The sequence below is a fragment of the Pseudomonas antarctica genome (genome assembly GCF_900624995.1).
In the GTDB taxonomy this organism is placed as follows: domain Bacteria; phylum Pseudomonadota; class Gammaproteobacteria; order Pseudomonadales; family Pseudomonadaceae; genus Aquipseudomonas; species Aquipseudomonas antarctica.
Genome location: NZ_UYXQ01000002.1, coordinates 109488 through 124732 on the forward strand (window position 1 = coordinate 109488; position 15245 = coordinate 124732).

A 15245-nucleotide genomic window follows, 5' to 3' on the forward strand; every position below is an offset into this window, starting at 1 on the left:
ACCGCTCCCGCGGCCGATAACAGCCATATAGCACTTAGCCTTCATCCTCTCTTGTCAGTGCGTGCTGCATGATGCAACCTTGCCGCAGGCGACAGTTAAGAGGGCGTGAGCCCGGCGCCGTGCGCATTTTTCCAAGCGAGTTCCCCCATGAAAAGCCAACCCGATGTCGCCCGTATGGCGGCCGAGGTAGTGACGCAGTTACCGGTGCCTTCGCGCCTCGGTATGCTGCGTTTCGAGCGGCTTAATGAGGCAAGCTGGGCTTTGCTCTACCTCGACCCCAATTGTGAGCGCCAATTCGGTCTGCCGGCGGTTGAACTGTGTGCCTTGCTCGGCACACCCTACGCCAGCCTGATGGAACCTCAGGCGCGTTACCAACTGCACGACGCCATCCAGCAACAACTGACCCAGAGGCCGCATTACCTGGTGCGCTACACCCTGCACACCAACGACGGCCCCCTGAGCCTGCTGGAAATGGGCGAGGCCTACAAACAACACAATCGCCACCTGCTGCGCGGCTACTTGATGGTGGTCGACGGGCTGTTCAGCGAAATCCCCACCGCCGCCCCGACCGCAGACCTGGAAAACCAGAACAGCCGCCTGCAAATCGCCCTGGAGCTCAACCAGCGCGCCCAGCAGGAACAGTTGCAGCACCTCGAACGCGTGCGTGCCCAACAGGAGCTGATCCTGCTGCTGGCGCGCCAGCGCTACACCACGCCTAATTCGCTGCAGGAAGCCGCCGAGCTGATCACCCGCAGCGCGTGCGACATCTACCAGATCGATTGCGCGAGCATCTGGAACCTCGAAGGGCAGCGGCTGGTACCGATCTCGGCCTACCACCGCGCCGACCAACAACACCATTTGCCGGAAGAGATCGACGCCAGCGGCTTCCCGGACTACCTGGAAGCCCTGCACTCGAGCCGCGCCATCGACGCCACCCATGCGATGCGCGACCCGCGCACCCGGGAAATGGCCGAGAGCCTGCGCGCTAAGGATATCTATGCGATGCTCGACGCGAGCATCCGCGTCGATGGTCAGGTCATTGGCGTGTTGTGCCTGGAACAAAGCGGCAGCCCCCGCGCGTGGCAGACCGATGAAATCGCCTTCGCCGGCGAGCTGGCGGACCAATTCGCGCAGGTGATCAACAACCACAACCGGCGCACCGCCACCAGCGCGCTGCATTTGTTCCAGCGTGCCGTGGAGCAAAGCGCCAACGCGTTTCTGCTGGTCAACTGCGACGGCGTGGTGGAGTACGTCAACCCAAGCTTTACCGCGATCACCCAGTACAGCGCCGAAGAAGTCCACGGTCACCGCCTGGCGCAACTGCCGGCGCTGGAGAACCTCAGCGATTTGCTCTTCGACGCGCCGTCGAGCCTGGCCAAGAGCAACAGCTGGCAGGGTGAATTCAAGAGCCGACGCAAAAACCTCGAACCCTACTGGGGCCAGCTGTCGATTTCCAAGGTGTATGGCGACAACCGTGAGTTGACCCACTACATCGGCATCTACGAAGACATCACCCAGACCAAACTGGCCCAGCAGCGCATCGAGCGCCTGGCCTACACCGACAACCTGACCAACCTGGGCAACCGGCCGTCGTTCATCCGCAACCTCGACGAGCGCTTTGCCCGTGACAGCGATAGCCCGATCAGCCTGCTGCTGGTGGACATCGACAATTTCAAGCGAATTAACGACAGCCTCGGCCACCAGACCGGCGACAAGCTGCTGATCAGCCTGGCGCGCCGTTTGCGTAACAGCCTGAGTGCCAGCGGCAGCCTGGCGCGTTTTGCCAGTAACGAGTTTGCGGTATTGCTTGACGACACCGACCTGGAGAGCGGCCAGCAGGTCGCTAGCCAGTTGCTGGCGACCCTCGACAAACCGATGTTCGTCGACAACCAACTGATCAGCGTCACTGGCTCCGTGGGCCTGGCCTGTGCGCCGTTGCACGGCCGTGACCCGCAAACCCTGATGCGTAACGCCGGGCTGGCTCTGCACAAAGCCAAGGCCAACGGCAAACACCAAGTGCAGGTGTTCACCGAAGCCCTGAACGCCGAGGCCAGTTACAAGCTGTTCGTGGAAAACAACCTGCGCCGCGCCCTGACTCAGAACGAGCTGGATGTGTTCTACCAGCCCAAACTGTGCCTGCGCAGTGGCCGCTTGCTGGGCATGGAAGCGCTGCTGCGCTGGAACCACCCGGAAAAAGGCATGATCCGCCCCGATCAATTTATCAGCGTGGCGGAAGAAACCGGGCTGATCATTCCCATCGGTAAGTGGATCGCGCGCCAGGCCTGCCGCATGAGCCGGCAGTTGACCGCTGCGGGCATGGGCAACTTACAGGTGGCGATCAACCTGTCGCCCAAGCAGTTTTCCGACCCGGACCTGGTGGCCTCGATTGCCACGATCCTTAAGGAAGAACAGCTGCCAGCCAACCTGTTGGAGCTGGAGCTGACCGAAGGCTTGCTGCTGGAAGCCACCGAAGACACGCGCTTGCAGCTAGACCAGTTGAAGAGCTTTGGCCTGACCCTGGCCATGGACGACTTCGGCACCGGTTACTCGTCGCTGAGCTATTTGAAAAAATTCCCCATCGACATCATCAAGATCGACCGCAGTTTTATCCACGAAATCCCGGACAACCAGGACGACATGGAAATCACCTCGGCAGTGATCGCCATGGCCCACAACCTCAAGCTCAAGGTGGTGGCCGAGGGCATCGAGACCTCAGAGCAGTTAGCGTTCCTGCGTCGGCATCGTTGCGATGTGGGCCAGGGCTATTTGTTCGACCGACCGATCCCCGGTGCAGAGCTGCTCGAGAAGCTTAAACGCTACCCGCGCGGGCCAATCGCCTGACAGCGCGGTAACACTCGGGCACACTGAGTGTCTTCTTAATACCTAACTCAATCTGACTGAGAGGACTGATCATGGTCTTGCGCTCGGAAATTCTGGTGAACAAAAACGTGTTGCCTACTCAAGAACAAGCTTTGCCTGGCCGTGAAACTCCGATGGCGCTGCCAGAGACGCATTTCGTCAACGGTAACCCGCTGCTCGGCCCCTTTGTCGACAACGTAGAGTTCGCGATCTTCGGCCTGGGTTGTTTCTGGGGCGCGGAGCGCAAGTTTTGGCAGCGCGACGGCGTAGTCAGCACCGTGGTCGGTTATGCCGGTGGCTACACGCCGAACCCGACGTACGAAGAAGTCTGCTCGGGCCTGACCGGCCATAGCGAGGTGGTACTGGTCGTGTTTGACCAAGACAAAATCAGCTACGAAGAGCTGCTGAAAATGTTTTGGGAGTTGCACAACCCCACCCAGGGCATGCGCCAGGGCAATGACATCGGCAGCCAGTACCGTTCAGTGATCTACGCGGTGAAACCTGAGCATCTGGAGGCGGCCAAGGCCAGCGCCGAGGCGTATCAGAGTGAACTGACCAAGGCTGGGCTGGGCACTATCACCACGGAAATCGAAGAAGCGCCGACGGTGTACTTCGCCGAGGCGTATCACCAGCAGTACCTGGCGAAGAATCCGCAGGGCTACTGCGGGATCGGCGGCACGGGCGTGACCTGCCCGATCTAAAGTCGACGCAGATCAAAATGTGGGAGGGGCTTGCCCCTCCCACATTTTGTTTGAGATCTGATTACTCCGCGATCAGCCAATCCATCTGCCACCCACCCTGGGTCTGACCAAGCGTCTTGGACAGCCACGGCAACAGCTCGCGCAATTCCTCCTCCAAACCCCACGGCGGGTTGGCAATCGCCAGGCCCGAGCCGGTCAGGGTGTTGGGCGTGTCCAGCGGATGCACCAGCAACTCCACCCGCAACAACTTCGGCGCACCGGTGCCGGCCAGGTCCTGATAGAAGCGGCGCAACATGCGCTGGTCTTTCACCGGGTACCAAATCGCCGCGACTGTCTGGCGCATGCGGCTGACTGCTTCCTTGAGGGACGCTGCGCAGCGCTGCATCTCGTCCAGTTGCTCAAACGGCGGATCGATCAGCATCAACGCGCGTTTTTCCGGCACTGGTAGCAGGGCGCGCGGCACATGCCAGCCTTCGCCCAGGTGCACTTTGACCCGGCGATCACCCTTCATGTTGTCCTTGAGCAGCACGCCGTCTTCAGGGTGCTTTTCGTTGAGCAACACACGGTCCTGAGGCCGCGCGAGGCGGCGCGCCAGTTCCGGCGAGCCCGGGTAATAGCGCAACTGGCCATCCGGGTTCATTTCGTGCAGCACGCGCATGTAGTCGGCGGTCAACGGCGGCAAGTCGCTCGCGCCCCACAGGCGGGCGATGCCTTCCAGGTATTCACCGGTGCGGTTGGCCTGATCACCTTGCAGGTCGTACAGCCCGATCCCCGCGTGGGTGTCGAGGTAGGCGAACGGCTGTTCCTTGCGCGACATCAGGGCGATGAGGCGGGTCAAGGTCAGGTGTTTGAAGACATCGGCGTGGTTGCCGGCGTGAAAGGCGTGACGATAATTCATGGTTGCTCCTGCGCAGGGGGCGAAGTTTACCTTCTACCGGGGCAAAGGTGCAGGGCTGCGTGTCGGCCGGTGCTTATGTCATAACCGCAGGCACACCGCCGAAAACAGTCTAATCGCCCCTGTGGGAACGGGCTTGCCCGCGAGGCAGGCGACGCGGTATTACCCTTGCACCGCGGTGATGCTATCGCAGGCAAGCCAGCGCCCACCGTGTACGGGGCGCTCAAGGAATCCAAGGAGGTCAATAACAATCATGAAAGACGCCACCATTGCACTGCACCACGGCTTCAAATCCGACCCGACCACCAAGGCCGTCGCCGTGCCGATCTACCAGAACGTCGCCTTCGAATTCGACAACGCCCAGCACGGCGCCGACCTGTTCAACCTGGACGTGCCCGGTAATATCTACACACGCATCATGAACCCCACCAACGACGTGCTGGAGCAGCGCATTGCCGCCCTTGAAGGCGGTATCGCCGCCCTAGCCGTATCAGCTGGCAGCGCCGCGATCCATTACGCGATCCAGACGCTGACCCGCGCGGGTGACAATATCGTCACCACGCCGCAGCTCTACGGCGGCACCTACACCCTGTTCGCGCACCTGTTGCCAAGCTTTGGCGTCGATGTGCGCTTCGCCCGCGACGACTGCGCCGAGGCCATCGCCGAATTGATCGATGACAACACCAAGCTGGTCTACTGCGAAAGCATCGGTAATCCCGCAGGCAACATCATCGACATCGAAGCCCTGGCCGATGTCGCCCACGCACACGGCGTACCACTGATGGTAGACAACACCGTGGCAACGCCAATCCTGTGCAAACCTATCCAGTTCGGCGCCGACATTGTGGTGCACTCCGTGACCAAATACGTCGGCGGCCACGGCAACTCCCTGGGCGGCGTCATCGTCGACAGCGGCACCTTCCCCTGGACGAAGTACCCAGAGAAATTCCCCGGTCTCAACACCCCCGAGCCCGCCTATCACGGCGTGGTCTACACCGATAAATTCGGCCCCGCCGCCTTTATCGCCCGTGCCCGCACCGTGCCACTGCGCAACACCGGCGCAGCCCTCGCACCGATGAATGCCTTCCTATTGCTGCAAGGCCTGGAAACCCTGGCCCTGCGCATGGAGCGCCATACTGAAAACGCGCTGAAGGTTGCGCAGTTTCTGCAAGGCCACGTCGAGGTGGAATGGGTCAGCTATGCCGGGCTGCCGGATCACCCACACCACGCATTGGCACAGAAATACATGCAGGGCAAACCGTCAGCGATTCTGTCCTTTGGCCTCAAGGGTGGTTACGACGCCGGAGTACGCTTCTACGACGCCCTGCAAATCTTCAAACGCCTGGTGAACATTGGTGATGCCAAATCCCTGGCCTGCCATCCGGCGTCCACCACCCATCGGCAGATGAATGAGCAGGAGCAGGCCAAGGCCGGCGTGAAGCCCGAAATGATTCGCCTGTCGGTGGGCATCGAGGCAATTGAAGACTTGATCGAGGATCTGCAGCAGGCGCTGGGTTCAACTCAACTCTGAGGTCAAATAGTCGGCCAGCGCCCCATGACTGACATCCGCCCCGCGCACGAAGTAGGCGACCTTGTGCTGCAAGGTCACAGGCTTGAAGGCGGTGTACAGGTCGGGGCGTTGTTCTTCGAGCCATTGCAGCAGGTTATTGATCAACACCTGGGGTGATTGCGCGGCCAGATGCTCCAACACCACGGCGGGCACGCGCCACCATGGGCTGGTTTTGGCGGCAGCCACCGGGCCTGTCGCAACCGTCAGCGGTTGGCGGTTGATCAGGTAACGCTGAAATACCGGCAACACCTTCCCCGCCTCGTCGCCCAATTTCTGCACAATCGGCAGAAATTGGCCGCCATCCCAAAAGCGCAAAAACACGTCCTGGCCCTCGGGCAGCAACACCTTGGTCAGGCTTTGCAGATGCGCGACCACTGTTTCCAGCGGGCTGGACGACACTGCCAACCACCCCCAATCCGTTGCTTCGGTGGTTGCGATCCAGTCGAGGAAGGGGCTGCCTGGCTCGATGATGCCAACGTAAGGCATCACCTCATTCCACTGCGCATAGGCCGTGCCTGCCCAGACTGGTTGGGGCGGCATTGCACCGGCCTTCGCTTGCCAAGCGGTAAACGGCTTGGCGTCGCTGGCACTGCCCAGCACGGCGAAAATCTGCTCATTGGCGAGCAAAGGGTATTGGTCCAGCCAGGCATGAGGTTCCAAAGGCTGAGGCATAAGGGTTAACTCCTTTTAAGGTCGAGCCTGGAGATGTTCGGCAATATCACACTGACCGTTCTTGCAGCGCTCACACTCTTCGCAAAACGGTGCACTGCGTTTCAGGCTGGCCACTTGCACGCGGCTGAGCGGGGCGGGAATAACCGCCAGCAGCTTTTCCTTGATGCCCGGCATTAAGGGCACAGCGGCGGCAGCCGGCGCGCCGCCCAGCTGAATCGGCACGCTGCTGAATATGCCGCCCGCCGAAAGCGTGATCGACTGCCCGCCCGCCTGGATCGTCACGCTGGCACCGGCGTCAATGACGATGCTTTGCCCTGCTCCGATCTGAATGGTTCGCCCCGCGCGCATATGCTGCGAACCACCGACCATCAGATGGTCATCCTGCTTGAGGTCGGTGAGGCGGTTGCCATGGGTGATGCGCTGTTCTTCGCCTTGCAGCTCATGGTGCGACTCGCCGCCCACCGTCACCCGGCGCTGGTTATCCACTTGCACCTGCTGGTCATGCAGGACGTGCTGGGTCCAATCCCGCTGAGCGCGCAGGTAGATTTCCTCGGCGCCCTTGCGGTCTTCAATGCGCAGCTCGTTGTAGCCGCCACCACCGGGGCTACTGTGGCTGCGCAAGATGCTGCGGGTCTTGTCCGCCGGCAGGTCGAGGGGCACGGGGTTGGCCGCGTTGGGCAGGCAGCCCATCACCAGCGGCATGTCCACGTCACCGTTGGCGAAGCCCACCAGGACTTCCATGCCGACTCTGGGAATCAGTACCGCACCATAACGGTCATGAGCCCAGGCACTGGCGACTCGCAGCCAGCAGCTGGAATGGTCGTTATGCTCGCCGTCGCGGTCCCAGGCCAGCTGTACCTTGACCCGGCCGTATTCGTCGCAGTGGATCTCACTGTCGGCGGGGCCTGTGACCACCGCGTTCTGGTAGCCGGATATCTGCGGCCGCGAGAGTAGTTGGGGCGATCGAAATGGCACCTCCCAAGGCGTTGCAAAAAAATCGTTGTCGTAGCCCTGAGTTAACATGTCTTCATATCTTTCTGGGGCAGACTCCTCCAGCACTTGAGGCTGATGCCCCACATGGTGCACATGGGTGACCAACCACAAATCATTCCATTGCTGACGTGGGTGCCCGGCCATCTTCAGGAACTGCCCAGTGACTAAGGCCGGTTGGTTGCTGGAACCGCTGGCCTGGCGATAATCGCTGCGATGCCGCTCCAACCGGCGCTGCGCCAGGTACTTGCCATGCTCACGATCCGTGAAGTGCCCGGGGTAGCGCTGCTCGCTCAGGGTGGGGCGCTGCCCACCGGAGACTGCGCTTTGCAATGCCAGGCTCGGTTTCTTGAAATCGTAGTCGCGCAGGTTCACACCCGTGGTACGGGTCTCCAACCGCAGGCTGAAGCGCTTGATCGCAGGCGTATCGGCCACCATCCCGGTGCCAGGCGAGTACGGGGTGGTTTGATCGTGCTGGGCAAACACGCTTTGATCATCGCCAAACACCAACAGGTGGCGCTCGGGGCTGTGCTGGAAGTGGTAATGAATGCCCGACTCGTCACATAAGCGCTGAATAAACTCCAGATCGTTTTCGCCGAACTGAACACAATATTCACGCTCGGGGTACTTGCCACTGAGTTGAAACGTGAAAGTGTCGGCGTGGATCGCCTGGGCTTCCAGCACCCGCGCAATGATCTGGGGCACGGTCTTTTTCTGGAAAATCCGCTGGTGCGTACTGTGGTGCAGATAAGCCAGCTGCGGCACCAGGCTGATCTGGTAACGGGTAAGACGCTTGCCCGCATCGCCCTGGGCCACTTGATAGACCAGGCCGTGAATACCATGGCCATTCGCGTCAAACGCCAGGAAAGCCTGCCGGTGCATCAGGCTTTCGAGGTCCAAGTCGGCCTGTTCGCTGACCAGTTCAAGGTCAAAGCGAAAAGGCAGGCTAATGAACTCATCACCTGTGAACCCGTGAACCTTGAGATCGCTGGGTTGCCCATCAAGGGTCAGGTTAAAAGCACTTTCGTTGGCAGGAGCGAACATCCGGTGTTTCTCTGCGAGGGGTGAGCGAGCGATTCTGCACCAGCTTTTTACCTTCCTGAGCACTACACGGCTGAATCAGTAAGTTCCTACACCAAGAGTGCCAAACTCTTCATGTTCCCCGCGTCGAAAGCCATGGCACGCTAGCAGTGTCGACTTTAACCGCGCCAAAGCACGCGCAACCACCGGCCTCGCCCTCGGCTTTTTGGTGTGGTTTTTTGGCTTTATGGTGGTGGGCGGGGAATGGTTTCTGATGTGGCAATCCCATCGGTGGAATGGCCAGGAAGCGGCGTTCAAGTTCTACATGGCGATTCTGGGTGTACTGATTTTTCTCAATCAGCCGGATACCGACCGAACCGGCCATAAAAAAGACCCGCCATCCTTAGGACGCGGGCCTTTTTTCTCAACTCAACGGGTGCTCAACACCCGACGAATTACTTGTTGAGGTTGTAGTCTTTTTCCGCAGCATCAAAGCGCTCGACCATGCTGGCAGTCGGTGCCCCCATCTTGCTGACGAAGTAGATCGCCAGGCTGGCAAAGATGAAGCCTGGGATGATTTCGTACAGGCCCAGCAACTCGAAATGCTTCCACACGATCACAGTGACTGCACCGACCAGGATGCCGGCCAGTGCGCCGTTGCGAGTCATGTGTTTCCAGATCACCGAAATCAGCACCACAGGACCAAACGCGGCGCCGAAACCGGCCCAGGCGTAGCTCACCAGGCCCAGCACGCGGTTGTTCGGGTTGGCCGCCATGGCAATAGCGATCAGGGCCACCAGAAACACCATCGCACGGCCGACCCACACCAGTTCAACCTGGGAGGCGTTTTTGCGCAGGAAGGTTTTGTAGAAGTCTTCGGTCAGCGCGCTGGAGCACACCAGCAGCTGGCAGCTCAGGGTGCTCATCACCGCCGCCAGGATCGCGGACAGCAACACGCCGGCAATCCACGGGTTGAACAGCAGCTTGGCCAGTTCGATGAACACACGCTCGTGGTTCTCATTGACCGGGCCGGCCACTTCCGGGTGCGCCGAAAAGTACGCGATGCCGAAGAAGCCCACAGCCACGGTGCCACCCAGGCACAGGATCATCCAGGTCATGGAGATACGACGTGCCTTGGCAATCGATTTCACCGAGTCCGCCGCCATGAAACGCGCGAGGATGTGCGGCTGGCCGAAGTAGCCCAGGCCCCAGCCCATCAGCGAGATGATGCCGATGAAGCTGGTGTTTTTCAGCATGTTGAAGTTGTCGGGGTTCTTGGCTTCAATCGCCAGGAAGGTGGTGTCAATGCCACCGGTGGCCAGCAGCACGATGATCGGCGTCAGGATGAGCGCGAAGATCATCAACGTGGCTTGTACGGTATCTGTCCAGCTGACTGCCAGGAAACCACCAACAAAGGTGTAGGCAATCGTCGCAGCAGCACCGGCCCACAGCGCGGTCTCGTAGGACATGCCGAAAGTACTTTCAAACAGACGGGCGCCAGCCACGATGCCGGAAGCGCAATAAATGGTGAAGAACACCAGAATCACCACCGCAGAGATAATCCGCAGCAGGCCGCTTTTATCTTCGAAGCGGCTGGAGAAGTAATCCGGCAGCGTCAGGGCGTCGCCGTTGTGCTCGGTCTGCACCCGCAGGCGGCCGGCCACGAACAACCAGTTCAGGTAGGCGCCGACGATCAGGCCGATGGCGATCCAGCTTTCCGACAGGCCGGACATGTAGATGGCGCCCGGCAGGCCCATCAGCAACCAGCCGCTCATGTCCGAAGCACCGGCCGACAAGGCGGTGACCACGCTACCGAGGCTGCGACCGCCGAGGATGTAATCGGAGAGGTTGTTGGTGGAGCGATAGGCCATTAAGCCGATCAGCACCATTGCTGCGATGTAGATCACAAACGTGATCAGGGTGGGATTGCTAACGCTCATAAGAGTGACGCCCTGGCATTGTTTTTATGTAGCGACGGTCTGTCAGACGGCCACCCGTGGATAACGGGTAGACGAAACGGCGTGCCGCGCATTTATGACTGACGTTTCCCCAGGAAAGCCGCCAGCCGATGAACCAAACCCTTCAGGTGGTTGCACCTTGGGCACGAATGCTATTCAACAAAGTAAATAAGGTGCAACCAGTTTCTGGAGAATAAGTTGTACCCGGGTGTGTTTTGACCAAAACAGTGGTTTTTTGCTCCTTTTCGGAGCAAGAACAGCCAATGTCAGAAGCAAATGCACCACGCTGAAGCGGATTTGGTCGAGGGCCGAATTTTTTCCCGATCACGATCGAAAATTTCCTGAACAATTTGGGTTGCACCCGGTTGCACCTCTGGATGCGCAAAGCTAATCTTGCCACCAGCAGATGCCACGCAGTAGTGGCACCCATGAGGATAAAAAGATGGCTACGACCACCCTTGGGGTCAAACTCGACGACCCAACCCGCGAACGCCTCAAGGCGGCCGCGACCTCCATTGATCGCACGCCGCACTGGCTGATCAAGCAGGCGATTTTTAATTACCTGGAGAAACTCGAGGGTGGTGCAACCCTGACCGAGCTCAATGGCTCGGGCAGCAAGGACGCTGAAGACGCAGGCGAAGTCCAGCCGGACCACGCACACCAGTGCTTCCTGGAGTTCGCCGAGAGCATCCTGCCGCAATCGGTACTGCGCGCCTCGATCACCGCCGCCTATCGCCGCCCGGAACCGGAAGTGGTGCCGATGCTGATCGAGCAGGCGCGCCTGCCGCAGCCAATGGCCGACGCCACCAATAAGCTGGCCGCTTCGATTGCCGAGAAGTTGCGCAATCAGAAGAGCGCCGGCGGCCGTGCCGGTATTGTTCAGGGCCTGCTGCAAGAATTTTCCCTGTCGTCTCAGGAAGGCGTGGCACTGATGTGCCTGGCCGAAGCATTGCTGCGTATCCCGGATAAGGGCACCCGCGATGCACTGATCCGCGACAAAATCAGCACCGGCAACTGGCAGCCGCACCTGGGCAACAGCCCTTCGCTGTTCGTCAACGCCGCCACCTGGGGCTTGCTGCTGACCGGCAAACTGGTCGCCACCCACAACGAAGCGGGCTTGACCTCGTCCCTGAGTCGCATCATCGGCAAGAGCGGTGAGCCGATGATCCGCAAGGGCGTCGACATGGCCATGCGCCTGATGGGCGAGCAGTTCGTCACCGGCGAGACCATCGCCGAAGCCCTGGCCAATGCGAGCAAGTTCGAAGCCAAGGGCTTCCGCTATTCCTACGACATGCTCGGTGAAGCCGCACTGACCGAACACGATGCCCAGAAGTACTTGGCCTCGTACGAGCAAGCCATTCATTCCATCGGCAAAGCCTCCCATGGCCGTGGGATTTATGAAGGCCCGGGCATTTCCATCAAGCTCTCGGCACTGCACCCGCGTTACAGCCGCGCCCAATACGAGCGCGTGATGGACGAGTTGTACCCACGCCTGCTGTCCCTGACTTTGCTGGCCAAGCACTACGACATCGGCCTGAACATCGACGCCGAAGAAGCCGACCGCCTGGAGCTGTCGCTCGACCTGCTCGAACGCCTGTGCTTCGAGCCGCAACTGACCGGCTGGAACGGCATCGGTTTCGTGATCCAGGCTTACCAGAAGCGTTGCCCGTATGTGATCGACTACGTCATCGACCTGGCACGCCGCAGCCGCCATCGCCTGATGATCCGCCTGGTAAAAGGCGCGTACTGGGACAGCGAAATCAAGCGCGCCCAGGTCGAAGGCCTGGAAGGCTACCCGGTCTACACCCGCAAGGTGTACACCGACGTTTCCTACATCGCCTGTGCACGCAAGCTGCTGTCGGTGCCGGAAGTCATCTACCCGCAGTTCGCCACGCACAACGCCCACACCCTGTCGGCCATTTACCATATCGCCGGCCAGAACTATTACCCCGGCCAGTATGAGTTCCAGTGCCTGCACGGCATGGGTGAACCGCTGTACGAGCAAGTTGTAGGCAAAGTTTCCGATGGCAAGCTGAACCGTCCATGCCGCGTGTACGCACCGGTCGGCACCCACGAAACACTGCTAGCTTATCTGGTGCGGCGCCTGCTGGAAAACGGCGCCAACACCTCGTTCGTCAACCGCATTGCCGACCACACCATCTCGATTCAGGAGCTGGTGGCCGACCCAGTGGCCAACATCGAGCAGATGGCGACGCAGGAAGGCGGCTTCGGCTTGCCGCACCCGCGTATTCCGCTGCCGCGTGACCTGTATGGCAGCGACCGCGCCAACTCGGCCGGTATCGACCTGGCGAACGAACACCGCTTGGCGTCGCTGTCCTGCGCCTTGCTGGCCACCGCCCATAACGACTGGAAAGCTGCGCCAATGCTGGGCTGCGCGTCCAGCAATGAAGCGGCTGCACCGGTGCTGAACCCGTCCGACCTGCGTGACGTGGTCGGCCACGTACAGGAAGCCACCGTCGAAGACGTCGACAATGCTATCCAGTGCGCCATCAACGCTGGCCCGATCTGGCAGGCCACCCCGCCCGCCGAGCGCGCCGCGATCCTGGAACGCGCTGCCGACTTGATGGAAGGCGAGATCCAGCCGCTGATGGGCCTGCTCGCTCGCGAAGCCGGCAAAACTTTCGCCAACGCCATCGCCGAAGTGCGTGAAGCTGTGGACTTCCTGCGCTACTACGCAGTACAGGCCCGTAACGATTTCACCAACGACGCCCACCGCCCACTGGGCCCAGTGGTGTGTATCAGCCCGTGGAACTTCCCGCTGGCGATTTTCAGCGGCCAAGTCGCTGCTGCACTGGCCGCCGGTAACCCGGTACTCGCCAAGCCTGCCGAACAAACTCCGCTGGTGGCCGCACAAGCCGTGCGTATTTTGCTCGAAGCCGGTATTCCGGAAGGCGTGCTGCAACTGCTGCCGGGTCAGGGTGAAAGCGTTGGCGCCCGTCTGGTGGGTGATGATCGCGTCAAAGGCGTGATGTTCACCGGCTCCACCGAAGTCGCGCGCCTCTTGCAACGCAATGTCGCCGGTCGCCTGGATGCTCAGGGCCGTCCGATTCCGCTGATCGCCGAGACCGGCGGCCAAAACGCGATGATCGTCGACTCTTCGGCGCTGACCGAACAAGTGGTGATCGACGTTGTATCGTCTGCCTTTGACAGCGCCGGCCAACGCTGCTCGGCCCTGCGCGTCCTGTGCCTGCAGGAAGATTCGGCAGACCGTGTGATCGAAATGCTCAAGGGTGCCATGGCTGAATGCCGTCTGGGCAACCCGGAGCGCCTGTCGGTGGACATCGGCCCGGTAATCGACGCCGAAGCCAAGGCCGGCATCGAGAAACACATCCAAGCCATGCGCGACAAAGGCCGCAATGTGTACCAAGTGGCAATTGCCGACGGCGAAGAGATCAAGCGCGGCACCTTCGTGATGCCAACCCTGATCGAGCTGGAAAGCTTCGACGAACTGCAACGCGAGATCTTCGGCCCGGTGCTGCACGTGGTGCGCTACAAGCGCAAAGAGATCGACCAGCTTATTTCGCAGATCAATGCTTCTGGCTACGGCCTGACCCTGGGCGTGCACACCCGCATCGATGAGACCATCGCCAAGGTGATCGACAACGTGCATGCCGGTAACGTCTATGTGAACCGCAACATCGTCGGCGCCGTGGTCGGCGTGCAGCCATTCGGCGGCGAAGGCCTGTCGGGCACTGGCCCGAAAGCCGGTGGGCCGCTGTACCTGTACCGTCTGCTGTCGACTCGTCCTACCGATGCGATCGAGCAATCCTTCGTACGTGGCGACAAGTTGGCCGCACCGGACGTGCGCCTGCGCGATGCCATGAGCCAACCGCTGACCGCCCTGAAAACCTGGGCCGACAGCAACAAGTTCAGCGACCTCAGCGCCCTGTGCAACCAGTTCGCCGCGCAATCGCAAAGCGGTATCACTCGCCAACTGGCCGGCCCGACCGGCGAGCGCAACAGCTACGCCATCCTGCCCCGCGAGCACGTGTTGTGCCTGGCGGAAGTAGAAGGCGACCTGCTGACGCAAATGGCTGCGGTATTGGCCGTCGGTGGTTCGGCGGTATGGCCGGAAACTGACCTGACGAAGGTGCTGTTCCCACGCCTGCCGAAGGACATTCAGGTGAAGATCAAGCGCGTGGCCGACTGGACCAAGGATGAGGTGGTGTTCGACGCCGTCTTGCACCACGGCGACTCCGACCAACTGCGTGCGGTGTGCCAGCAAGTGGCGCAGCGTGGTGGTGCGATTGTCGGGGTGCACGGTTTGTCGCAGGGTGAAACGGCGATTGCGCTGGAGCGTCTGGTGATCGAGCGTGCTTTGAGTGTTAACACCGCTGCGGCGGGGGGTAACGCCAGCCTGATGACCATTGGCTAACTAATGTGGGAGCGGGCTTGCTCGCGAAAGCGGAGTGTCAGTCGCCAGATGCATTGACTGATCCACCGCTTTCGCGAGCAAGCCCGCTCCCACATTTGACCGCATTTCAAATCCCCCGCCGCTGTTCTGCCCCTCCATCACGCAAATCAATCTTGCTATCCAGCCTCTATTCGCGCACTTAGAC

Annotated in this window: 8 protein-coding genes and 1 pseudogene; 5 read left to right on the forward strand and 4 right to left on the reverse strand. The window is 60.6% G+C overall.

Annotation, left to right across the window (positions count from 1 at the left end; genetic code table 11):
* The first annotated feature begins 147 nt into the window (after positions 1-147).
* The gene (locus E0F99_RS02225; RefSeq protein WP_083355610.1) at positions 148-2841 is read left to right on the forward strand and encodes a putative bifunctional diguanylate cyclase/phosphodiesterase; all 2694 of its coding nucleotides are present in this window, start codon (positions 148-150) and stop codon (positions 2839-2841) included.
* 71 nt (positions 2842-2912) lie between these two features.
* Complete coding sequence (gene msrA / locus E0F99_RS02230; protein ID WP_083355611.1) at positions 2913-3560, forward strand: peptide-methionine (S)-S-oxide reductase MsrA; 648 nt, start codon at positions 2913-2915, stop codon at positions 3558-3560.
* A gap of 61 nt (positions 3561-3621) precedes the next feature.
* Here msrA and E0F99_RS02235 read toward each other — a convergent pair whose 3' ends face one another.
* Positions 3622-4458 carry a 23S rRNA (adenine(2030)-N(6))-methyltransferase RlmJ gene (locus tag E0F99_RS02235; RefSeq protein ID WP_083355612.1) on the reverse strand — a complete coding sequence of 279 codons (837 nt, stop codon included), beginning with the start codon at positions 4456-4458 and terminating at the stop codon, positions 3622-3624.
* A gap of 250 nt (positions 4459-4708) precedes the next feature.
* On the opposite strand from E0F99_RS02235, the gene E0F99_RS02240 reads away from it, so the two are divergent.
* Complete coding sequence (locus tag E0F99_RS02240; RefSeq protein ID WP_083355613.1) at positions 4709-5986, forward strand: O-acetylhomoserine aminocarboxypropyltransferase/cysteine synthase family protein; 1278 nt, start codon at positions 4709-4711, stop codon at positions 5984-5986.
* Here E0F99_RS02240 and E0F99_RS02245 read toward each other — a convergent pair.
* Together E0F99_RS02245 and E0F99_RS02250 are read right to left on the reverse strand one after the other, a co-directional pair.
* Positions 5972-6697 carry a DUF4123 domain-containing protein gene (locus E0F99_RS02245; RefSeq protein ID WP_083355614.1) on the reverse strand — a complete coding sequence of 242 codons (726 nt, stop codon included), beginning with the start codon at positions 6695-6697 and terminating at the stop codon, positions 5972-5974. The genes E0F99_RS02240 and E0F99_RS02245 overlap by 15 nt on opposite strands.
* Before the next feature lie 15 nt (positions 6698-6712).
* On the reverse strand, positions 6713-8731 hold the full coding sequence (locus tag E0F99_RS02250) for a type VI secretion system Vgr family protein (RefSeq protein ID WP_083355615.1): 2019 nt from the start codon (positions 8729-8731) through the stop codon (positions 6713-6715).
* Between the two features lie 139 nt (positions 8732-8870).
* On the opposite strand from E0F99_RS02250, the pseudogene E0F99_RS02255 reads away from it, so the two are divergent.
* Positions 8871-9080, forward strand: a pseudogene (locus tag E0F99_RS02255) (DUF2165 family protein); the annotation flags it as partial.
* A gap of 82 nt (positions 9081-9162) precedes the next feature.
* Here the strand turns inward: E0F99_RS02255 and putP are convergent.
* Entirely contained in the window at positions 9163-10647 is a 1485-nt protein-coding gene (gene putP, locus E0F99_RS02260; RefSeq protein ID WP_083355616.1) for a sodium/proline symporter PutP, read from the reverse strand.
* 460 nt (positions 10648-11107) lie between these two features.
* On the opposite strand from putP, the gene putA reads away from it, so the two are divergent.
* A complete protein-coding gene (gene putA, locus E0F99_RS02265; RefSeq protein WP_083355617.1) occupies positions 11108-15061 on the forward strand; it encodes a trifunctional transcriptional regulator/proline dehydrogenase/L-glutamate gamma-semialdehyde dehydrogenase in 3954 nt (1317 codons plus the stop codon).
* Positions 15062-15245 lie beyond the last annotated feature (184 nt).